This window comes from Geotalea uraniireducens Rf4, from assembly GCF_000016745.1.
Lineage (GTDB): Bacteria > Desulfobacterota > Desulfuromonadia > Geobacterales > Geobacteraceae > Geotalea > Geotalea uraniireducens.
In genome coordinates this window covers 4806675-4826701 of sequence record NC_009483.1, presented here as the reverse complement: position 1 = coordinate 4826701, position 20027 = coordinate 4806675, and the positions used below count along the sequence as shown (strand labels likewise).

Annotated in this window: 22 protein-coding genes; 4 read left to right on the top strand and 18 right to left on the bottom strand. The window is 56.6% G+C overall.

From position 1 onward, the window contains the following. Positions 1-21: 21 nt before the first annotated feature. The 7 genes from GURA_RS21190 to GURA_RS21160 all read right to left on the bottom strand — a co-directional run bounded on the left by GURA_RS21190 (position 22) and on the right by GURA_RS21160 (position 6090). Complete coding sequence (locus GURA_RS21190; protein WP_011940941.1) at positions 22-1728, bottom strand: glutamine--tRNA ligase/YqeY domain fusion protein; 1707 nt, start codon at positions 1726-1728, stop codon at positions 22-24. A 27-nt stretch (positions 1729-1755) separates the two neighbouring features. Next, positions 1756-2136 carry a HepT-like ribonuclease domain-containing protein gene (locus tag GURA_RS21185; protein ID WP_011940940.1) on the bottom strand — a complete coding sequence of 127 codons (381 nt, stop codon included), beginning with the start codon at positions 2134-2136 and terminating at the stop codon, positions 1756-1758. After that, positions 2126-2455, bottom strand: a complete 330-nt coding sequence (locus GURA_RS21180) for a nucleotidyltransferase family protein (protein ID WP_011940939.1) — start codon at positions 2453-2455, stop codon at positions 2126-2128. The genes GURA_RS21185 and GURA_RS21180 overlap by 11 nt, the downstream gene beginning before the upstream one ends. Before the next feature lie 36 nt (positions 2456-2491). After that, a complete protein-coding gene (gene ispF, locus GURA_RS21175; protein ID WP_011940938.1) occupies positions 2492-2965 on the bottom strand; it encodes a 2-C-methyl-D-erythritol 2,4-cyclodiphosphate synthase in 474 nt (157 codons plus the stop codon). A gap of 9 nt (positions 2966-2974) precedes the next feature. Continuing rightward, complete coding sequence (ispD, locus tag GURA_RS21170; RefSeq protein WP_011940937.1) at positions 2975-3676, bottom strand: 2-C-methyl-D-erythritol 4-phosphate cytidylyltransferase; 702 nt, start codon at positions 3674-3676, stop codon at positions 2975-2977. Positions 3677-3847: 171 nt separating this feature from the next. Continuing rightward, the gene (gene selA, locus GURA_RS21165; RefSeq protein WP_011940936.1) at positions 3848-5236 is read right to left on the bottom strand and encodes an L-seryl-tRNA(Sec) selenium transferase; all 1389 of its coding nucleotides are present in this window, start codon (positions 5234-5236) and stop codon (positions 3848-3850) included. A gap of 146 nt (positions 5237-5382) precedes the next feature. Next, the gene (locus GURA_RS21160; protein ID WP_011940935.1) at positions 5383-6090 is read right to left on the bottom strand and encodes a GntR family transcriptional regulator; all 708 of its coding nucleotides are present in this window, start codon (positions 6088-6090) and stop codon (positions 5383-5385) included. A 159-nt stretch (positions 6091-6249) separates the two neighbouring features. On the opposite strand from GURA_RS21160, the gene GURA_RS21155 reads away from it, so the two are divergent. The 3 genes from GURA_RS21155 to GURA_RS21145 all read left to right on the top strand — a co-directional run bounded on the left by GURA_RS21155 (position 6250) and on the right by GURA_RS21145 (position 8658). Further along, on the top strand, positions 6250-7305 hold the full coding sequence (locus tag GURA_RS21155; RefSeq protein WP_011940934.1) for a potassium channel family protein: 1056 nt from the start codon (positions 6250-6252) through the stop codon (positions 7303-7305). Further along, positions 7298-8071 (top strand): sugar phosphate isomerase/epimerase family protein, encoded by a 774-nt coding sequence (locus GURA_RS21150; protein WP_011940933.1) that lies wholly within the window; start codon positions 7298-7300, stop codon positions 8069-8071. Before GURA_RS21155 ends, GURA_RS21150 begins: the two co-directional genes overlap by 8 nt. 149 nt (positions 8072-8220) lie before the next feature. Further along, the gene (locus tag GURA_RS21145) at positions 8221-8658 is read left to right on the top strand and encodes a nucleoside deaminase (RefSeq protein WP_041245599.1); all 438 of its coding nucleotides are present in this window, start codon (positions 8221-8223) and stop codon (positions 8656-8658) included. Between the two features lie 54 nt (positions 8659-8712). On the opposite strand, the gene GURA_RS21140 is transcribed toward GURA_RS21145, so the two are convergent. The 7 genes from GURA_RS21140 to GURA_RS21110 all read right to left on the bottom strand — a co-directional run bounded on the left by GURA_RS21140 (position 8713) and on the right by GURA_RS21110 (position 13807). Continuing rightward, positions 8713-10359: a putative manganese-dependent inorganic diphosphatase gene (locus tag GURA_RS21140; protein ID WP_011940931.1), complete on the bottom strand. Its 1647-nt coding sequence runs from the start codon at positions 10357-10359 to the stop codon at positions 8713-8715. 193 nt (positions 10360-10552) lie between these two features. Further along, entirely contained in the window at positions 10553-10858 is a 306-nt protein-coding gene (locus GURA_RS21135; RefSeq protein WP_011940930.1) for a hypothetical protein, read from the bottom strand. Between the two features lie 271 nt (positions 10859-11129). Beyond that, on the bottom strand, positions 11130-11390 hold the full coding sequence (locus GURA_RS21130; RefSeq protein WP_011940929.1) for a hypothetical protein: 261 nt from the start codon (positions 11388-11390) through the stop codon (positions 11130-11132). A 177-nt stretch (positions 11391-11567) separates the two neighbouring features. Further along, on the bottom strand, positions 11568-12566 hold the full coding sequence (locus GURA_RS21125; protein ID WP_011940928.1) for a methyltransferase: 999 nt from the start codon (positions 12564-12566) through the stop codon (positions 11568-11570). A gap of 22 nt (positions 12567-12588) precedes the next feature. Next, positions 12589-13095 carry a rubrerythrin family protein gene (locus GURA_RS21120; RefSeq protein WP_011940927.1) on the bottom strand — a complete coding sequence of 169 codons (507 nt, stop codon included), beginning with the start codon at positions 13093-13095 and terminating at the stop codon, positions 12589-12591. A gap of 153 nt (positions 13096-13248) precedes the next feature. Next, the gene (locus tag GURA_RS21115) at positions 13249-13452 is read right to left on the bottom strand and encodes a hypothetical protein (protein WP_041245598.1); all 204 of its coding nucleotides are present in this window, start codon (positions 13450-13452) and stop codon (positions 13249-13251) included. Positions 13453-13462: 10 nt separating this feature from the next. Beyond that, on the bottom strand, positions 13463-13807 hold the full coding sequence (locus GURA_RS21110; protein ID WP_011940926.1) for an HIT domain-containing protein: 345 nt from the start codon (positions 13805-13807) through the stop codon (positions 13463-13465). Positions 13808-14513: 706 nt separating this feature from the next. Here GURA_RS21110 and ltrA point away from each other — a divergent pair. Then, positions 14514-15848 (top strand): group II intron reverse transcriptase/maturase, encoded by a 1335-nt coding sequence (gene ltrA, locus GURA_RS21105; RefSeq protein WP_232278915.1) that lies wholly within the window; start codon positions 14514-14516, stop codon positions 15846-15848. A 236-nt stretch (positions 15849-16084) separates the two neighbouring features. Here ltrA and GURA_RS21100 read toward each other — a convergent pair whose 3' ends face one another. The 4 genes from GURA_RS21100 to GURA_RS23090 all read right to left on the bottom strand — a co-directional run bounded on the left by GURA_RS21100 (position 16085) and on the right by GURA_RS23090 (position 19709). Next, a complete protein-coding gene (locus GURA_RS21100; RefSeq protein WP_011940925.1) occupies positions 16085-16747 on the bottom strand; it encodes a methyltransferase in 663 nt (220 codons plus the stop codon). Positions 16748-16774: 27 nt separating this feature from the next. Then, positions 16775-17041 (bottom strand): hypothetical protein, encoded by a 267-nt coding sequence (locus tag GURA_RS21095; RefSeq protein ID WP_011940924.1) that lies wholly within the window; start codon positions 17039-17041, stop codon positions 16775-16777. A 361-nt stretch (positions 17042-17402) separates the two neighbouring features. Continuing rightward, positions 17403-18482 (bottom strand): protein adenylyltransferase Fic, encoded by a 1080-nt coding sequence (gene fic, locus GURA_RS21090; RefSeq protein WP_011940923.1) that lies wholly within the window; start codon positions 18480-18482, stop codon positions 17403-17405. A gap of 372 nt (positions 18483-18854) precedes the next feature. Next, positions 18855-19709, bottom strand: coding sequence for a hypothetical protein (locus GURA_RS23090; RefSeq protein ID WP_049818969.1), 855 nt, complete (start codon positions 19707-19709; stop codon positions 18855-18857). Positions 19710-20027 lie beyond the last annotated feature (318 nt).

The following is a 20027-nucleotide window of genomic DNA, read 5'->3' as shown; positions in this document are numbered from 1 at the left end:
TTCTTCCGGCAGCTTCTGCAGCTATTCCGCCTTATCATTTCTGGCCCATGAATCGCGCAGGGTAACCGTCCGGATGAAGACCGGCTTCCCTGCGGCAGAGGCCTTGGCGTCGATACAGAAATATCCCTGCCGTTCGAACTGATAACGGCTTTCCGCCGTTGCCTCCGCCAGACTCCGCTCCAGGCAGGCATCGGTCAGCACCTCAAGGGAATCGGCGTTGAGGAAGGACTTGAAGTCCTGCCCCCCCTTGTCCGGGTTCGCTACGGTGAAGAGCCGGTCGTAGAGCCGTATCTCTGCATTGACAGCGTGGGCTGCCGAAACCCAGTGGATGGTCCCTTTGATCTTGCGGCCATCCGGCGCCGAACCACCTTTTGAGGCGGGCTCGTAGCTGCAGTGCACCTCAACCACCTTACCATGCGCGTCCTTGACGACGCTTTCACACTTGACGATATAGGCGTAACGGAGCCGCACCTCGCGGCCCGGTGTCAGGCGGAAAAAACCTTTCGGCGGCTCTTCGAGGAAATCGTCCTGCTCAATATAGACGACCTTGGAAAACGGCACCTTGCGCGATCCCATGGTGGGATCGTTGGGGTGGTTGGCGGCGTCGAATTCTTCCACCAGCTCTTCGGGATAGTTGTCGATCACCACCTTGAGCGGCCGCAGTACTGCCATGGCCCGTGGCGCCTGCACGTTCAGGTCGTTGCGTACGCTATCCTCAAGAATGCTCATGTCGATCCAGCTGTCGCTCTTGCCGACCCCGATCTGTTCGCAGAAGCTCCTGATCGACTCCGGTGTATATCCGCGCTGCCTCAAACCGACGAGGGTCGGCATGCGCGGGTCGTCCCAGCCGGACATATCGCCATCCTGAACCAACTGGAGAAGCTTCCGTTTGCTCATCACCGTGTAAGTCAGGTTCAGACGGGCGAACTCGTATTGACGCGGGTGGTAGATGCCGAGACGGTCGAGGAACCATTCGTAGAGGGGGCGATGGTCCGCGAACTCCAGGGTGCAGATGGAGTGGGTGATTCCCTCAATGGAGTCGCTTTGGCCGTGGGCGTAATCGTACATGGGGTAGATGCACCATTTGTCGCCGGTATGGGGGTGGTCGGCATGGAGAATACGGTACATGACCGGGTCGCGCAGGTTGAGGTTCGGCGCGGCCATGTCGATCTTTGCCCGCAGCACCTTGGCCCCGTCGGCGAACTCGCCTGCCCGCATCCGCCTGAACAGGTCGAGGTTCTCCTCTATGGTTCGGTTCCGGTAGGGGCTTTCCTTCCCCGGCTCGGTCAGGGTGCCGCGGTAGGCGCGGATCTCATCGGCGGAGAGGTCTTCCACGTAGGCGTCGCCCTGTCGGATCAGCTGCTCGGCCCACTGGTAGAGTTGCTCGAAGTAGTCGGAGGCGTAGTAGAGGTGCTCACCCCAGTCGAAGCCGAGCCAGCGGACGCTCTCCTTGATGGATTCCGCGTATTCCACATCCTCCTTGGCCGGATTGGTGTCGTCGAAGCGCAGGTGGCAGCGGCCGCCGAAATCCCGGGCCAGGCCGAAGTTGAGGCAGATCGACTTGGCGTGGCCGATGTGCAGGTAGCCGTTCGGCTCCGGCGGGAAGCGGGTGACGATGCTCTTGTGCTTGCCGCTCTTCAGGTCCTCTTCGACGATGGTGCGGATGAAGTTGGTGGGCTGGGTTGGTTCGGTTGCGGTTGCAACAGATTTATTGTCGTTATCAGCCATATGCGTCTTCCTCTGTCTTAAGAAAATTCAGTCATTCACGGAATCCGTCAGATGCAATTGTATCGCTTCCTTGGCCAGAATATCTTTCAGCTCATCGGTAAGCTTCGGCAGATCCACCGAAGCGATGGACCAGACGATTTTATATTCGATCCCGAAATAATGATGGATAAGCTTATCCCTTACCCCAGCCATGTCTTTCCAGGGAATTGTCCGGTATTTCTTCCGCAGTTCGCCGGAAAGTCTCTTCGTCGCCTCTCCGATGACCTCCAGATTTCTGACAACGGCATCCTGGGTCCTGGGATCATCCATGAACCCTTCAAAAGACATCCCTGCTGTGTAGGACGATATGCGTGCCATCGCCTCAAGAATATCCCTCAGATAATCCGCATCCCGCCTGTTATGCGACACGACGCATGGTCCTCTGGATGTCGCGGGCGATGTGACGGTACCGGGGATTGTCGATACCGCTGTCAAGACAATCGGTCGTCGAGATATCCACCTTTCTGCCCAGGATCTTTTCCAGGTGGCGCGCCATTCGGATGAAGGCAAATCCCAAAGGCTCCCTGAGCTCTACCAGGATGTCCACGTCGCTGCGTTCTTTTTGTTCACCCTTTGCGACGGAGCCAAATACGGCAATATGCATGACGCCATAGGTCTTTTCCAGAAACGAAAGCTCTTTCCGTAAAATTTCCATAATCTCATCGGTGGTCAGCTGCTTTTTTTTCACCCCGTGCCCCCTTATGAAAGGCGTCAGAAATGATGATCACTTCCGCTCCAGAAGCACCACCGTGTAGGCGGCGATCCCCTCGCCCCGGCCGGCAAAGCCGAGCTCCTCGGTGGTGGTGGCCTTGACATTGATCCGGTCCGCATCCGCTTTCAGTGCCCTGGCGATGTTCTCCCGCATCTGCGGGATGTGCGGTGCGAGCTTTGGCCGCTGGGCGACGATGGTGGCGTCCAGGTTGCCGATCGCATACCCCTTGCCGACGGCCAGTGCCATGACGTGCATCAGCAGTTTAATGCTGTCGGCCCCCTTGTAGGCGGGGTCCGTGTCGGGAAAGTGCTTGCCGATGTCCCCTTCGCCGATGGCGCCGAGGATGGCGTCGGAGATGGCGTGGAGAAGCACATCTGCATCGGAGTGGCCGAGGAGCCCCCTTTCATAGGGTATGTCGACCCCGCCGAGGATCAGTTTCCTGTTCTCCACCAGTTTGTGCACATCGTAACCGTGACCTATACGCATAATCGCTTTTTACCTTTCACTATTCACCGATTTTAGAAACGCCTCGGCCAGGAGCATATCCTCCGGCGTTGTAATCTTGATGTTGCGGTAATCCCCCATGACCACATGCACCTGTCTACCCAGCCGCTCCACCAGCGAGGCGTCGTCAGTGCCTAGAAAGCCTTCGGCTGCGGCCAGCTCGTGGGCAGCGCGGATGATCCCGTACCTGAAGGTCTGGGGGGTCTGGGCAAGCCAGATGTTCTCCCTGGGGGGGGTGCCGGTCACTATGCCAGCCTCGACGGTCTTGATGGTGTCCTTGGCCGGCACCGCCACCAGCGCGCCGTCCTCGGCGGTCGCTACCTCGACGGACCTTTTCAGCACAGCAGTCGGTATGAACGGCCTCACCCCGTCATGGATAAGCACCACGTCGTCTTCGTCGCTGGCGTCGATGGCCCGCAGTCCGTTCAGTACCGAATTCTGCCGCTCCTTGCCACCCGCCACCACCCCGCGAACCTTGGTGAAGCCGAACTGCTCCACCACGTGCTCGCGGCAGTACGGAATCTCTGCTTCGGGGGTAATGACGTAGATGTCGTCGACGAAAGGGGCCAGCTCGAAGACCGCCAGCGTATGGGCGAGGATCGGCTTGCCCTCCAGGAGGAGATACTGCTTGTTGATGTCCGCTCCCATCCGCTTGCCCATCCCTGCTGCCGGGACAAGTGCCGTAACCCTCATGTCGGGACTCCTGAAAGAATTGTCGAAATGGAGCGGCATTTTCCCGCGCGAACTGCCCTTGCCATGCCGGAATTTCGTATAAAATCGTATGATTATACAATGATAACAGAAAAAGACCAGACAAAATTGGCTGGTCTGGGGGGGAGGCGGCAAACTTTTTACTCTGTTGCGTTACCTGGCTAGCGTCTGCAACGCAGCAATCAGGGCGGGAACATCGTCATTGAGGATGGTGCGCGGATCAAGGAGGAATGTTCCCTTGAATATCCTCCCGATAACCGGAACCGGGCATCCCCTGAGGGTCGTCTCGATATCCTGAGCAGACATGCCGTCGGCCGTGACGGCGATCAGTGTGGTGGGAAGCTCCAGGAGCGGCAGCGCTCCTCCCCCCACTTGGGAAAAGCCGGCGGAAAGGGACAGCTTTACCGTTGCCGGAATGGCCCGTTGCAGACGTCGCAGCAGGGCCTTTGCCGTGCGGGAAAGATCGGCGGCTGAGGCGGTAAGCATCCGCAGCGTCGGTATTTCCTTCAGGGCCCGTCGTTCGTCGCGATAAAGACGCAGGGTCCCTTCCAGTGCAGCCAGGGTCAGTTTGTCGATCCTTACGGCGCGCAGCAGCGGATGATTCTTCATCGGCGCCAGCAGGGAACTTTTGCCGACGATGATGCCCGCCTGGGGGCCGCCCAAGAGCTTGTCGCCGCTGAAGGTGATGACGTCGACGCCGGCGCGGACGAACTCCTGCACCGTCGGCTCATTGCAGCCTAAAAGCCCGGACAGCTCGACAAGGTTGCCGCTTCCCACATCGGCCATGACCGGCAGGGAATGCCCGCGGCCAAGCTCGACCAGCTCTGCGGCGGACACCTCGGCGGTGAAGCCGACCACGGCGAAGTTGCTGCAATGAACCTTTAGCAGCAGCGCGGTTTCGGGGGTTATTGCTCCGCTGTAGTCGCGCGGATGGGTGCGGTTGGTCGCGCCCACTTCCTTCAATACGGCGCCGCTCTGGCGCATCACATCGGGGATGCGGAACGAGCCGCCGATTTCAACCAGTTCGCCGCGGGAGACGATGACCTCTTTGCCGGCGGCAAGGGAGCTCAGGGCGAGGAGAACCGCGGCGGCGTTGTTGTTTACCACCAGCGCAGCCTCCGCGCCGGTCAGTTCGCAGATGATCCCTTCCACGTGGGAATAGCGGCTTCCCCGCTCCCCTAAAGCCAGGTCGAACTCCAGGTTCGAATAGCCGAAGGCTACCTCATTCAGCGCCTGCCTGACGCTTTCCGGCAGGGGAGAGCGGCCGAGGTTGGTGTGGATTACCACCCCGGTGCCGTTGACCAGCCGTTTCAGCTTCAGGGCGTTAACCGTTGCCAGTTCGCGGGCTATCCGCCCGACGACGCCCTTTTCCGCAAAAGCTTCAGCGCATGTTTCGCCCCGCAGGGCCTCTGCGCGCAACGCCTCCAGCGAACTGCGGACAGCCGTGATCACCACCGGCCGGGGATATGCTGCGAGGAGGGATTTCAGGCCTTCCCAGCCGAGGACTTTATCCACCTTCGGGATGTTTTTTAAAATGGTCAAACTTGCCGCCTTTCGCCACTTTTGCTGGATTGGATAAAAAACATCCGCAGTTTAACACAGTTTGAACAGATTTTTCAGCAACGAATCAATCTGCGACAAACCGGGAAATCTGTGGATGTTTGAAATCGGGTTAAGGGGGGGATATCCTAAAGATCGAGATGCTTGGCCGCCGTTTTTTCCGCGGGTTTCAGCGGGGGGCTTCCCGGGCTGCTCTGCATCAGGACAATGCCGCCGTATTCGGCATTTTTACGGACCAGCTTTTCCGCCAGGCCGCCGTCCTTGTTGCGAAATGCCTCGATTATCTTATCGTGCTCGTCCACCGACACATGCATCCTTCCCGGTTTGCTCAGGGAGGCGACGCGCAGCCGCTGGAATTTTTTCACCAGGCTGTTTATCATGTCGTGGAGCTTTTCATTGTTGGCCGATTTTATGAACAGTTCGTGAAAGTCGTTATGCACCTTGAAAAAATGCTTGATGTCCCCTTCATCGGCAAGGTGGCGCAATTTGTCGTTGATGGCCGACAGCTTGTCCAGTTCCCGCGGGGTTAATTTTTCGCAGGCCCTGCGTGCCGCGTACCCCTCCAGGATGCTTTTTATGGCGTAAAACTCCTCCACGTCGCGCGGAGAGAAAGAGGCGACCACCGCCCCCTTGCGGGGAATGACCGTCAGGTAACCCTCCGACTCCAGTTGCCGGAATGCTTCCCTGATGGGGGTCCTGCTGATGCCGAAACGTTCGGCAAGTTCCGGCTCGGCGACTTTTTCTCCCGGTTTCATCGACCCGCTCATGATGGCGTCGCGGATGGTTTCCAGTATCCGTTCCCTCAGGGTGAGATGTTTGTCGATGTTCTTTTTCATGATGTCTCCTTGGGGTATCAGGCAAATTGTATACAGTATACACAATTTGTCAAGAACTTACCCTATAAGGCGGAGCAATCAAATAGTTACGCATTTTTGGCGGTGGATTAAACTTGAAATTTGCCCCGCCCGGGAGTATTTTAGCGCCAAGGAGTTCTGATGGATCCGGTTCGCCACCTTAAAATATCCATATTCGTGCTTGGCCTGCTGGTCTCCCTCGGTACCGTCGGTTACATGGGGATCGAGGGGTGGCGTTTTCTCGATGCCCTCTACATGACCGTCATCACCCTCGGCACAGTCGGGTTCAGAGAGGTTCACGAGCTGAGCGACAGCGGCAAGCTCTTCACCATGCTGCTGATCGTCTTCGGCGTCAGTGTGCTCGGCTACATCGTCGGCAGTCTTGCCCAGATCATGTTCGAAGGGCAGTTCCAGCGGATTATCGGGAGGAAAAAGGTGGAAAAAAAGATCGAGGCACTAAAGGACCATTACATAATCTGCGGCTTCGGCAGGATCGGCGCACTGATCTGCAAGGAATTCGCTGCCAAGCCGATCCCATTTGTGGTGGTGGAAAAGGACCCGCAGGTGGTGGAAAGGCTGGAGCAGGACAGCTACCTGTTTCTCAGGGGAAACGCCACGGACGATGAGACACTGCTCAAGGCAGGGATCAAAAATGCCAAGGGGCTGATCTCGGTGGTCACCTCCGATACGGAGAACGTTTACATCACCCTGACCGCCCGCGGACTAAACCCCGACCTCTACATCCTCGCCCGTTCCGGGGAGGAAGGATCGGAAATCAAGCTGAAACGGGCAGGCGCCAACAAGGTTGTCTCCCCTTACGTGATCGGCGGCACCCGCATGGCCCAGGCGATACTCCGCCCCAACGTGGTGGACTTCATCGAGATAGCCACGGGCCGGGAATTTCTGGAACTGCAGATGGAAGAGATCCTCATCCCGCCCCAATCCGCTTTTGTCGGCGAGAACCTGGCCAGCTCCGGTTTTCGCAAGGAGACCGGCGTCATCATCATCGGCATCAAGAAGACATCGGGGAAGATGGTTTTCAACCCCGAATCCCACAGCCATTTGGAGGCGCGGGACACCCTCATCGTCCTCGGCGAGCCTGGCGCAATCCAGAAGCTGGAAGAGTTGGTCAACTGCGAAAAATGCGCCGATGCAGTCATAAACAAACACAGAAAAGAGCCGCATCACCATGCATAATACGGTTTTTGCCCATATCCCCTATCCGCATCTTTCCCGGAACCTGGATTACCTGATTGCCGACAGGATCAATCCGGAGGTATTTTTCTCCGGCGATGCCCTGGATGCGGTGATTCCCGAACAACTGGCGGCGGAAGCAGAGGCCCTTGCGGCAAACGGCCTGAAATGCACCATCCATGCTCCGTTCATGGATCTCAACCCGGGTTCGGTGGTCCGGCAGATTCGGGACATCACCCTGCAAAGCTTCAACGATGTGCTGGACGCGGCCGCCATTCTCAGGCCGGAGGTGATCGTCTTTCACCCCGGCTATGACCGCTGGCGCTATGGGGACAACAAGGATGCGTGGCTGCAATACAGCATCGATTCGTGGCAGTCGGTGCTGGAGCGTGCCGAGCGGATCGGCTGCATCGTGGCCGTCGAGAACATCTTCGAAGAGGAGCCGTCCACCCTTCAGGCGCTGTTAGAGGCAGTGGACTCCCCTCGTTTCCGCCACTGTTTCGATGTGGGGCACTGGAATCTCTTCAGGAAAGTGGGGCTGGAGGAATGGTTCGCCACTCTGGGGAACTACATCGCCGAAACCCATATCCACGACAACTTTGGTTTGCGTGACGAGCATGCCCCGCTCGGGGAGGGGAACATCGACTTCCCCCTCTTCTTCACCCTCATGGAGCGATACGCCCCCCAGGCCGCCTGGACCATCGAGGCGCACAGCAGGGAAAAGCTGGAACGAGCCCTCCATAATCTGCAGAAATACGCTTCAGCGTAGCTTTAGGTCCTTTCGAAACCAGCACATTGCACCCTCCCCTAACCCCTCCCATCAAGGGAGGGGAGCAGTTAAAGTTCCCTCGCCCCTTGCGGGAGAGGGCTAGGGTGAGGGGGGAAGCGAAAGTCACATATGAGTTGGAGGAGCGGATAATGGACACATTCATGCAGGCAGCGCTGGCAGAGGCGAAACAGGGTCAGGCGGAGGGGGGAATTCCCATCGGCTCGGTGATCGTCCACAATGGCCGGATCATCGGCCGCGGGCACAACCGCCGGGTGCAGAAAGGAAGCGCCATTCTCCACGGGGAGATGGACGCGCTGGAAAACGCCGGCCGGCAGACGGCAGCGGTTTACCGGGAATGCACCCTCTACACGACTCTCTCCCCTTGTGCCATGTGCAGCGGGGCGATCCTTTTGTACGGGATACCGAGGGTGATCGTCGGCGAAAACCGGACGTTTCTCGGCGAGGAAGAGCTCCTCAAATCGCGGGGAGTGACGGTGGATGTGCTGCAGGAGCAGGAGTGCATCAGCATGATGACCGATTTCATCGAGACCGGACCGGAACTGTGGAATGAAGATATCGGCGTGTAACGGCGATCCATCCGCGCCGGGTAAGTTGTCGGTTGACAGCGCGGCACAGTTGCTCTAGATCTTCTCCAACACCTGCAAGAGGTGCGGCACCATCTGCTTTTTCCGCGACATGACCCCCTTCAGCTCGTAGAGGTGCGCCTCCACCTGGGGGTACCCCATGACGTGGGCCAACTCCTTTTTTCCTTCCACGAGAAAGAGGGTCGTTTCCGTGTAGATGTCGGTCACCATCAGTCCTGCCAGATCCAGTCCTTCCCGTTGCTTCAGCTCCGCCAGCGCCCCCTTCAGTTCCTCCCTCATGGCAAAAAACTCGTCGAAGCCGATCACCTCCACCTGTCCGACCCCGAAGCGGGCGGAGCTCCCCGTGAAAACCTTGAAGTCGGTGGTGATGACCTTTTCCGGGGTGCCGTAGCCGGCAAGACCCGAGCAGGCGGCAAAGATCTCTTTGCCGAACTCTCCATGGTCGAGCCCTGCCAGTTGCTCAAGCCAGAGAACCGTTTCCCGGTCCCGATTGGTGGTGGTCGGTGATTTAAGGATGACCGTATCCGAGAGGATGCCGGCCAGAAGCAGGGCGGCAAAGGAGGGGGCCAGTTCAACCCCTTCATGGCGGTAGAGGCCGGCAACCAACGTGCAGGTGCTTCCCACCGGTGCGGTGATGAAGGTAACCGGTTGGTTCGTGTGGCTGTTCCCGAGCTTGTGATGGTCGATGACCTCGCGGATCTCCAGCTCATCCGCCCCGTGAACCGCCTGCCCCAGTTCATTGTGGTCCACCAGGATCAGGGAGGAGGGGATGGGCGCCAGTAGCGACGACTTGGTGGCGATCCCCGCCAGGGTGCCGTCCTCCTCCACGACGATCACCGCCGGCTCGCCGCTGTGGAGAAGTTTCAGTTTCAGGTGGCTGAGCGGTTCGCCCACGCCGATCCGCTCGAAATTTGTTTCAGCGAACAGCCCCACCGGCGTGGAGAGACGGGTCAGCCAGGCTGCGGTGGCGGTATCGAAAGGGGTCGAAAGGACCGTGACGCCCAGTTCTGCGGCCTTTGTCAGGAGGTCCTTCTCCACCGCCAGTCCGCCGGTCACCACCAGGAGCCGCACCCCCTTTTCGATGCCGGCCAGTTGGATGGTCCGCCGGTCGCCGGTGATGATCAGGAGCGATTCGGGTGGATAGCCGTCGATCCGGGCGCTGAATGATTCCTGTTCCATGGCGCCGATGAAGAGGTGCAGGTGTTCATGGTCATCGCATGGGGCACCGCAGAGGAAGTCGCCTTCCAGGCTTATGGCCAGCGAGCGGAGCGAGGTGTTCACCCCCCGCATCCGGTCCTTGCCCGTCAGGAGGTATTTCTCCGAGAGCTTGAGCAGCGAGACGATGCCGCTCGGTTTCCCTGCAGCATCCACCACCGGCAGGACACGGATATTGTTGCGGTGGAACAGCTCCAGCGCCTGCATCATCGGCAGGTCGGCACCGGCGGTCACCGGCTTCCGGTTCAGCACATCCCTGACCTTGGGGTGGACGTCGGCCAGGTAGAGCGGCGGCTCAATGCCGAGCCGTTCCAGGACATAGGCGGTCTGGGGATTCGGTTCGCCGGCCATGGCGGCAACGGTCCCGTCTTCGCCCAACAGCCGCTTCAGTTCGGCATAGGCGATGGCCGAGGCTATCGAGTCGGTATCGGGGTTGCGGTGGCCAATCACATAGGTTTTCTTTTTCATTTTGCTCTTTCGGTTTGGTGTATTTAACCTTTAAAAAGCATTTTAACCACGAATTTTTACGAATTTTCACGAATATACAAACTCTTGTGATGCAGAAGGCACTCACCAGATCGTTGACTACTCAAGACTTAACAAGGGGGTAAAAACATTCGTGTTTATTCGTGTCATTCGTGGCTAACTGCCGTTTTTGGGTTTATTCTTTCCGGTTTCTCATCTTGCCGCTTACCACGAGCTGGGCAACGATGTCGAGGACGATGATGCCGGTGACGACAAGGAGAAAGAACGGCTGCTTGTTGAAGAAGGCGAGGCAGTTGCAGAACATGTAGATCGCCACGACCCCTGCCAGGAGCGTGCGCACCCCGCTGAGCGTCCGGACGGCCGACTCCTCGTCGGTTGTTCCCAGGCGGATCAATGACGGCGCTGCGTGGTAGCCGATGGTTGCATCGGCGAGGGTGAGAAAGACGTTGCTGATAAAGATGTAGGGGAAATAGGGGTCCATGGGGATTGTTCAACCTTGTCGGCGCGAAAAGTACGAAGGATATACCTGATCAATGGGCTCCCAGTCAATCAAAAATTGGGAAGGGCAGCCCGCACGTGATGACGGAACAACTCCGTCCGTCTAAACGCATTTGCACACGGATCAAATCTGATTTGTACGGATTTTCACGGATTTAGAAGACCAAGAACCAAGATCCAAAGGGTTGTCCTTGGTTTATCAGTGAAAATCCGTCCAGATCCGTGTTAATCCGTGTCCAACTGCCGTTTTGGGTTTAATCGTCCTTTTCCTTATCAAGGGTTATCTGCAGATGCTGATTATTTATCTCGCGCATCTCGTGCTGCTTCACATAATAGGCGGTATCCCATTCAATGACAATCCATTCCAGCAGCGGATGCGCCATGAGCGCCAGAGCAGCCAGGCAGAGACAGATGCCAAGGAATAGCGCCGCCAACACCATCCCCCGCTCCGAGAGCGGCAGGTCCGATCCAAACAAGAGCAGGAGCATCCCCGTAGTGCCGCACAAGTGCTTCATTTACCTACCTCCGAAAGCGGAAACGCTGATCTTTAAGGTTTACGGGGAGATGGCATCCCCTTGCAAGTAACCAATCGTCAGTTTGCCCGGAAAATGAAGTAGAAATTTTCTTGCGCCGGAACTTCGGCGGTCGCCGACAGGGGGGATCCGCCATCACAGCCGCTATCAGTCTTTCACTCAAACGGTGCCGGCGATGATCCCGGCGCCATTGGGGAGTTCCAGCGGCAACCGCTTCAGATCGCCGACTCCTGCAGCAGCCAGCATATTGAATAGCTCACCTTCGGAATATGCCCGGCCTGCCGGGGTGCCGATCAGCATGTTGAGGGAAAAGAGCGCCGGAAAGGGGGGGCCGTCGAACGAGTCGTTGAGGATGAACTCCTGCACGAGGATCATCCCCCCGGGTTCCAGGGCAGCGACGGCCTTCTCCAGGATGACGGCGCACCCCTCCGGTCCCTCACCATGGAGGATGTGCGAGAGCCAGGCCACGTCGAAAGTCCCCTTGATCCCCTTTGCAATGAAATCCCCGTCTTCAAAGGCAATCCTACCCGTGAGGCCGAAGCGATCAATGGTCTGTTCGGCAAAGGGGCGGGTGGTGGGGAGGTCGTAGACCACCGCCGTGAGATCGGGGTTTTGCATGCAGAAGTGGATGGCATAGGTGCCGGGCCCCCCTCCCAGGTCCAGGAGCCGCCGCCGGCCGGAGAGGTTTATCTGGTGAACGATCCGCGGTGCGACCTGCATGGCGAGGTTGAACATCCCCATCTCGAAGCTTTCCCGTTCATCCTCCCCCACGTCGTGGGAAACCCGCTTCCTGATCGGTCCGCCGCTCTTCACCGCCTCGTCAAGGTGGGCCCAGCCCTCCATCAGGTGATGATGGTGGAGGATGATATGCCCCAGGTAACGGGGGGAGGTGCGGCAAAGAAACTCGGCGGCGAAGGAGGTGTCAGCGTAGTTGTCCCCACTTTTCTCCAGCAGACCCAGGGCCGCCAGGGCGTTGAGGAGCATGGCCACCCCCCGCGCATCGCTCTTCAGCACCTCGGCCAGCCCATGGGCGGTGAGCGCCCGGTCGGCCAGGGGGGTGAAGACGTCGAGCTTCACCCCGGCATGGAGGGCGCAGGCGCTCCAATAGCCGCCCGAGAGCTGCAACAGGTCAGCGGGGGACCAGACTTTCGCTTCCATGACGACCTCCTGTTCTCCCCGGCTACTTTGCCCGGAAGAATACCGAGCCGACGGCGCCGCAGACCTCGCACTTTTCCGGTGCCTCTCGCTCGACGGTATGACCGCAGATCGGGCAGATGAAGTAATCGAACTCCTCAGCCGCCACTCCCAAGGAGTCGAGCGCCTTCTGGTAAAGGTCCGCGTGGACTTTCTCCACGGCATTGGCAAAGGTGAACGAGCGACGCGCCTCGGTCGCCCCCTCCAGCTCGGCGTCGGCGATCATCTGGGGGTACATGCTCTTGAACTCGTGGGTCTCGCCGGCGATGGCTTCGACGAGGTTTTCCCGCGTCTCCTTGATGCCGCCGAGCGCCCGCAGGTGGTTATGGGCGTGAATGGTTTCCGCCTCGGCCGCGGCCCGGAAGAGCCGGGCGACCTGGGGGAAGCCGTCCTTGTCCGCCTGCTTTGCGAAGGCGAGGTACTTGCGATTAGCTTGTGATTCGCCGGCGAAGGCCTCCTTGAGATCCTTTTCCGATTTCGGTCCGTTTGACATGTATAGCCTCCTGAATTGAGATTGCACCCGTCCGGCTCTGTGCAGGGCATTGGGGCATGGCACACCCGAACGGTGCGCTACCGGAAATAATAGCATACCGGCAGGAGATGCAAAGTGAGAGGTGAAATATTCCGGCGGGGGATGCAACTCCGTTCAAAGAAGCCACGTCACCACGGCTTTCCGAACGTGCTCGGGGACTCTGTCTTCCGACAGGATGACCTTCTGCATCTGGACGATGATGTCGTGGTCCATATCGTAGGTCGCTATCCAGAGTTTGTCCGTATACCTGATCAGGTAGATGCCGTAGGTAAGGCCCGTGGCGTCGTCTTTGGTCGTAGTTATGAGAGATCCTTTCATGGTTGGCTCCTCAATATGGCCGCAGTTGTTTCCCGCAGCCGATATGCCAGTGGAGATGCTTGGACGACTGATACTCGCCGACATTGGTATAGACACGGCATGCCCCGTAGCGCTCCGTGAAATCGGCGGCAATTCGCTTGGCCGTGGCCAGCAGCTCAAGCAGCAGATCGTTGTCGGCTTCCTCCAGGGTAAGGAGCGATTCGATGTGCTTCTTGGGCAGCAATACCACATGATGTTCCCACAAGGGATTGGTATGGTGAAAGGCGAAGACCCGTTCGTTCTCCCAGTAGACCCGGATATCCGCCAGCCCTCTCAGGATCTTCCCGCAGTAAAAGTCACACCCCGTCTCTGTCATGTCCTTCTCTCCTCAAACAACGGGCTTTTGCCCGTCAAGTATTATCCTATAAAAAGCATCTAGCCACGAATATACAAGCTCATGTGATGCAGAAGGCACTCACCAGATCGGTGACTACTCAAGATTTACCAAGGGGTTAAAAACATTAGTGTTTATTCGTGTCATTCGGTACGCCAGGCCAAGCCTGGCTGATCTATCTGACTGAAAAGTGTCAGACATGTAAATTGCTCGTTCACCATGTAGTCGCGGTCTGTCACGAGAGGGTAACCAAACGTGGGGAGTAAGACCGGTTCTTTGTAAGAAAAGAGCGAAGGGTACGATAACTACCCTGACGACGAAGACGCGAGCCCAGCGCAAGCGAACCCGTTTCGGCCTCGTTACACGTAGTTGACAGTGGCCAACCTTCCGAATGTGGTGAAGCCTGCCATCCACCGGTGATAAACGAGCGAAAGAACCGGTGGGACTGTCCGGGGTGATTGGGGAGGGCGCGTGTCGAAAGATCAGCCGAGGAACCTGGGAGGTCCGACGTAATTCCCAAAGCGAAAGGGTTTCGCCGAAGGGAGAACGCCGACGGGGAATCAATAACCCGCCAAGCGTGTACGGTCGGAATTCGGAGCGGCCCATAGTAGCCGGGAAGCGGGGTAATGCCCGTGGAGCCAAGGGGCCGTACTTCAGTCATGTTTACACGGAAAGAGAGGAGACCCGCTTGAGCGACAGACGCTCCATAACGGAATGGATGGCCGAAGGATTCGAACCTGAACCCGGACTGCCGGTAAAAGTCTCCCTTCTGCGGTGGAAACTGAGCAGCAAGGCCAAACGAGAACCGCAGTTCCGGTTCTATGCCCTTTACGACCGAATCCATCGTCGTGATGTACTTGAAACGGCGTGGTTGCGAGTAAAGGCGAACAAGGGCGCGCCGGGAGTCGATGGTGTCAGCATTGAATCCATCGAGGTGCGGGCAGACGGAATATCCGGCTATCTTGACGAAATTCAAGAAAGCCTGAGAACCAAAAACTACAAACCATCCCCGGTGCGTCGCGTCTACATCACCAAGCCCAACGGCAAACTGCGCCCGCTCGGCATACCGTGCGTGCGGGACAGAATTGTACAGGCAGCCGTACTCCTTATCCTCGAACCGATATTTGAGGTGGACTTTCTCGACTGCTCCCATGGATTTCGTCCCAAAAGGCGTCCCCATGGAGCCCTCGACCAAGTCGGTAATAACCTCCAACTCGGACGGCAGGAAGTGTATGACGCGGATCTTTCGAGCTACTTTGACAGCATCCCCCACGAGCACCTGATAGTAGAACTTGAGCGGCGCATAGCCGACCGGAGTGTCCTCAAACTGATCCGGCAATGGCTTCACAGTCCGGTAGTAGAAGAAGACGGCAGCATCAGCCGTCCCAAACAAGGGACGCCACAAGGCGGGGTAATATCTCCCCTTCTTGCCAACATCTACCTTCACCGGCTCGACCGGGCCTTTCACGAAGAAGCAGACAGCCCCTACCACTTCGCCAGAGCGCGCATGGTACGGTTTGCCGACGACTTCGTAGTAATGGCCAGACACATGGGCAATCGCATAACCGGATGGCTGGAAGAGAAACTCGAAACAGACCTTGGACTCAGCATCAACCGTGACAAAACCGGTATTGTCAGAATGAACAAGAAAGAGAGCCTGAACTTTCTGGGATTCACCCTCCGCTATGACCGTGACCTGCGGGGCAGAGATTGGGATTATCTCAACATCATGCCGAGTAAGAAGGCCATAGGAGCACTCAAGGGAAAAATCCGGGAGAAGACCCGAAGCGGATACAAAAAGCCGCTTGTCGAAGCAATTGCCGAGGTAAACAGCATCCTTCGCGGATGGGGCAACTACTTCGACTACGGGTATCCCCGGAAAGTATTTCGAGACGTGAATCATTACACGAGGACTCGCTTTCGAATATTTCTGAACAATCGGAGCCAAAGGCGGAGCAAACCCTTCAGGGCAGGTGAAAGCCTGTATGCCGGACTTAAGCGATATGGTCTGGTTTACCTGTAACAGCAAAGCCACAACTCCTCAATAATGCCGTGCAGCAAGAGGCTGATAGGTAAGCCGTATGCGGGAAATCCGCACGTACGGTTTGACGAGGGGGAGCTGGTTAAGGCAACTATGGTAAGGCTACTTAGGCACCGCCAAACGAAAGGGGCGGAAACGGACAAGCCAAACCTAATGATGTAGTAACCTGCTTCCTACTCTACTGGTTAACTGCCGTTTTTGGACTTGTTCGCGTGCAGTCAGGGGGCTGGCGGCTCCCCCAGCAGCAGGCGGTTTTTCGGCGTGATGTCGCCGGGAATCTGCTGCGTGACAACGCGGTAGCCCGCCTCGCGCAGGCGGGCGGCCCTGAGCACATCCTGGGCCAGCGGCCCGTCCAGCCATCCCTGCAGGCCGCCCAGGTCACCGGCGGCCAGATCGTGACAGCATGGGAGCACCGCCACCCGCGCCCCGACCGCCATGGCCCGCTCCAGGACCAGATCGGTCAGCCCGCCGCAGGCGTGGACCGATACGATCAGGTCGTCCCGCTGCAGCGCCACCTGCTCCAGGTCCTTCTCCACGAACTCCACCCGGCCAGCCAGGCGTGGCCAGCTCTCCGCCAGGCAGGCCGCGAGCCTGGCGGCCTGTTCCGGAATGCGCCGGTCAACGGCCAGGGCCAGGGACGAGCTGTCGTCCAGCAGAAGAAGAATCTGCGCCAGCAGCCCGTGCCCGCAGGCCAGGTCCACTACCCGGCCCCCCCGGAAGCGGCGCCGTACACGTCTTGCCACCTCCCACGCCTCGTACAGCTCCTTGCGCGGCAGGCAGCCGGCTCGGCAGACGGTCCGGGCCAGCCGGTCGAAGAGCGTCTCGCCGGGGAACTGGGGGAGGAGCCGTTCGTTAAGCCTGTTGCGCGATGAACGATCCATGGTTTTTTCCTCAGCTGTTCGCAGTTGTCAACCTTTCCTCACGTGGCAGAGCAGGCATTGCTCCTTGGGTGGATGATTTCCGGGGAGGGCGATGCTCCGGGCATTGTGGCAGGTGGCACACTCCCTCTCCACCTCTTCCCTGTCGGCCCCCCTTGCCAGACGTTGCAAAAAGGGACGGTGCCTGTCGTCAGCGGGCACCCGCCTGGCCTTCTCCTTACCGGTATTCAGCAGAAGAATGCCGAGCACAATGGCGACAACAGTGGCAAACAGCCAGTCTCGTTTGGTTACCTTCATCTGTTTCTCCGGTTATCTTCCCTTAGATCGTTGCGGAGGATGTTGCAGAAATTCAAAGTTGTTGCACGACTGTGGCTAGGAGCCTGTCGGACTTAGGAATGAATCTACTGCGAGAACGGCAAATCGGTCCATATTCTCGTAAATTTTCGACAAATAGGTCCACTATTCGCTCTCAAATTTCCGAAAATCTGTCCTCGATTTTCCATTCTCTCGCTACGATTCCCTAAGTCCGACAAGCTCCTAGGGTCATGGTCTTTCGGAATACATATTCTTCTTTTGATCTGCCTGCGGAACTCCCACATGTCCATGTCATGGACACGTCAGAGGGATATATCCAATTGCGGCAGAAATTTGGACATATTCAGCCATTAAGCAAGTCGATGAGTCTTGGGTTTATATAGACCTTTTCTCGGCCAAGCTGGGCAGATCGAAGCACCCCTATCCCTTCCAATTTTTGAAGGTAAACAGAGGCAGTCTTCCTTTCCGCTATTCCCGCTTCGACCAAAAAAGCTATCTTGCAGTATGGCTGGACGAATATCAGGTCAACAAGCTCTCGTGAATATATTGATCCTGATAGCTTCTCTTTGCAGAGAATAACAGTTTCTTCCAGCAGATCACGGATGGCCTTTATCTTTTCACAGGTCCATAAAGCAGTCTCTTCAATAGCAGCAAGCATATAAATCACCCACGGCTCCCACGCCCCTTTTGCCGTCACTTCCCGCAGCAGACGATAATACTCATTCTTGTTCTGGATGATGTAGCGGCTCAGGTATAGCACCGGAATTTTCAAAAGACCTTTTTCTACCAGGAAAAGAATATTCAGGATTCGGCCGGTTCTTCCATTACCATCATGAAAGGGATGAATAGCCTCGAACTGGTAATGCATCACTGCCATCTTGATCAACGGGTCAAGGTCATCTTCCTGGTGGATATACGTCTCAAGGTTTCCCAGTTTCTCTCGGATTATTCCTTCCCCTTCCGGCGGCGTATAGTAGACCTCGCCGGTAGCGGGATTGGAAAGAGTGGTCCCTGTAACTTTCCTGACGTCAATTTCTGTGTTTTTAAGAGTCCGGCAGATGTCGATCATTAGATTTACAGAGATGGGCCGCTCCTGAAGCATGTCAAAGCCATTCTTTAGAGCTGTGCGATAATGGAGAACCTCCTTTGTCGCAGGATCACTCGCAGACTCTACCGCAGCGGCTTGGAAGAGCTTATCATTCGTGGTGATGATATTCTCAATCTCAGAGCTTGTACGGGCTTCTTGAAGAGGGATAGAGTTTATCAACATACTCTGATTTGGGATTAACTCCCCAGCCCCTTTTAACTCCGCAAGTGCTCTATTTGCACTTATTGCTTTCCTCAGAATGTCTTTGCTCTCCAACTCTGCCTGTGGCGGCAGCAGCGGTAAATCGTTATAGGGCATTAGAGGATTGAAAGGCATAGATGTTTCCTGGAAGTTAGGATTTGAAAATGTGTCCACAGTATGGACTTATTTTGTGCATGTGTCCACGTTTTGTTGTTTTTTGGACATGTTTATCAGCGACTCGAGGTGTTTCGACCATTTCGTAAGTGCCGCCTTCTTCTCTTTGTCATACTCGTACAAGAGGCTCGTATACTTTCTTCACTCCGTTTTGTATATGGTTTAATAAAGCTTCTGCGTGTCTTTCCGGCACTCCTAACCTCGCCATACCGGTCCGCACGACACATTAGGGGTCAGACCTGAATGGCGCTAGAATAATCTTCTGAGGGTGTTCTTCGTACGTGTCAATTATGTAGGCATCTTCTCGATTGCCGTATCCATCGTGCCGACATTTCAAGGAAGGGCTGAAACAACCTTCCTGTATTCGCTTATGCTGTTATTGTAAACCGACTTGAAGCTGTCAAATGGTTCCACAAATGTCATCATTGCCGGGTTCACCCATCTGATTGCTTCAAGCAGGTCGCTGTGTTGATTCGGAAGATCGCCCCAGTGCCAGATCGGTTCGTGATGAAATATCCGGTTCCTGAGTGTCCGTATGTGGTTGAATCGTTTGGAGAGATTCTTTCTGATCCTTATCCGGCGGGGCATATTGGGAACAACTGGTTTTAAGAGCCACGGCCAGAGAACCTTTTCGTAGCGCACATCTAAAAGGCTTGTCCAGAATCCGAAGGTGAGTTCAGGGATTATTCTCCCCGCGTCAAGCGTCTTTTTGCCTTTGAGAAGTGATCCCTTCGCCTCCCGTACCTTGTCGAGTTCCGACGCAAGCAACACGCCTGGGACGTCAAACCAAGTATCGGTTTTGAAATATGCCGTGGCGGCATCGTGAATGCTGTTTCTGAGGCAGACTTCCAGGCATTGAAGCGGGGTGTAAAGGCTTTCGGATAATGCCATGTTCCATGCGTAATGGGTAAACAACTCAGCATCGTCACTGCTGGTGCCACGCTGTCGGTAGGCGTCCAGGCGTTCGTGTGAGATTGCCCGGCGAAGTTGTTCTGAAAAATTTGCTTGCATGTACCACCCGTAAAAGCATATTATATATATGCAGCCCCCGGAGAAATCCTCTCCCGACCTTGAGTCGGTGACGATCCCGGGGTTTTTTATTGCCCAAAGATATAACGATTGGAATTCAAAGACAACGACAAAGATAGCAAAACGGGGAACCGCTGAAAGGGCGGTTCCCCGTTCCATCTTGAGGGTCTGTGAAAATATGGGAAGCGTCCCTCATTTTCCTCTATTTTTCAAGATACAAAGTTGTGTGAAGAGGTGGAGAAAGTGAAAGCGATCCTGAAAATTTGATATTTGGAGCTTTGACCCCTTAAGGTATTTTGACCCCTTAAGGTATTGACCCCTTAAGGTATTCCCATCCAGATCGTAGGATGGCTTCATCGGTAAGAGACCGAGGCGCTTCAGGCACGCGGAAGCCTCGTCGGCTGCGAGTTCCTTCTTGGTCTCCACGTTCAGGATGCGATCGTCTAACACGGTTCCAGCCCTCCCTGTCTGCGACCA

Excerpts from the sequence above, each read along its gene's own strand:
- ispF (WP_011940938.1), bottom strand. The coding sequence starts at position 2,965 with ATGCGTATAGGTCACGGTTACGATGTGCACAAACTGGTGGAGAACAGG.
- fic (WP_011940923.1), bottom strand. The coding sequence starts at position 18,482 with ATGCCTTTCAATCCTCTAATGCCCTATAACGATTTACCGCTGCTGCCG.
- GURA_RS21115 (WP_041245598.1), bottom strand. The coding sequence starts at position 13,452 with ATGAAAGGATCTCTCATAACTACGACCAAAGACGACGCCACGGGCCTT.
- GURA_RS23090 (WP_049818969.1), bottom strand. The coding sequence starts at position 19,709 with ATGGAACGGGGAACCGCCCTTTCAGCGGTTCCCCGTTTTGCTATCTTT.
- GURA_RS21110 (WP_011940926.1), bottom strand. The coding sequence starts at position 13,807 with ATGACAGAGACGGGGTGTGACTTTTACTGCGGGAAGATCCTGAGAGGG.
- GURA_RS21145 (WP_041245599.1), top strand. The coding sequence starts at position 8,221 with ATGGACACATTCATGCAGGCAGCGCTGGCAGAGGCGAAACAGGGTCAG.
- GURA_RS21190 (WP_011940941.1), bottom strand. The coding sequence starts at position 1,728 with ATGGCTGATAACGACAATAAATCTGTTGCAACCGCAACCGAACCAACC.
- GURA_RS21150 (WP_011940933.1), top strand. The coding sequence starts at position 7,298 with ATGCATAATACGGTTTTTGCCCATATCCCCTATCCGCATCTTTCCCGG.
- GURA_RS21130 (WP_011940929.1), bottom strand. The coding sequence starts at position 11,390 with ATGAAGCACTTGTGCGGCACTACGGGGATGCTCCTGCTCTTGTTTGGA.
- GURA_RS21160 (WP_011940935.1), bottom strand. The coding sequence starts at position 6,090 with ATGAAAAAGAACATCGACAAACATCTCACCCTGAGGGAACGGATACTG.
- GURA_RS21100 (WP_011940925.1), bottom strand. The coding sequence starts at position 16,747 with ATGGATCGTTCATCGCGCAACAGGCTTAACGAACGGCTCCTCCCCCAG.
- GURA_RS21120 (WP_011940927.1), bottom strand. The coding sequence starts at position 13,095 with ATGTCAAACGGACCGAAATCGGAAAAGGATCTCAAGGAGGCCTTCGCC.
- GURA_RS21135 (WP_011940930.1), bottom strand. The coding sequence starts at position 10,858 with ATGGACCCCTATTTCCCCTACATCTTTATCAGCAACGTCTTTCTCACC.
- ispD (WP_011940937.1), bottom strand. The coding sequence starts at position 3,676 with ATGAGGGTTACGGCACTTGTCCCGGCAGCAGGGATGGGCAAGCGGATG.
- GURA_RS21140 (WP_011940931.1), bottom strand. The coding sequence starts at position 10,359 with ATGAAAAAGAAAACCTATGTGATTGGCCACCGCAACCCCGATACCGAC.
- GURA_RS21125 (WP_011940928.1), bottom strand. The coding sequence starts at position 12,566 with ATGGAAGCGAAAGTCTGGTCCCCCGCTGACCTGTTGCAGCTCTCGGGC.
- GURA_RS21095 (WP_011940924.1), bottom strand. The coding sequence starts at position 17,041 with ATGAAGGTAACCAAACGAGACTGGCTGTTTGCCACTGTTGTCGCCATT.
- GURA_RS21155 (WP_011940934.1), top strand. The coding sequence starts at position 6,250 with ATGGATCCGGTTCGCCACCTTAAAATATCCATATTCGTGCTTGGCCTG.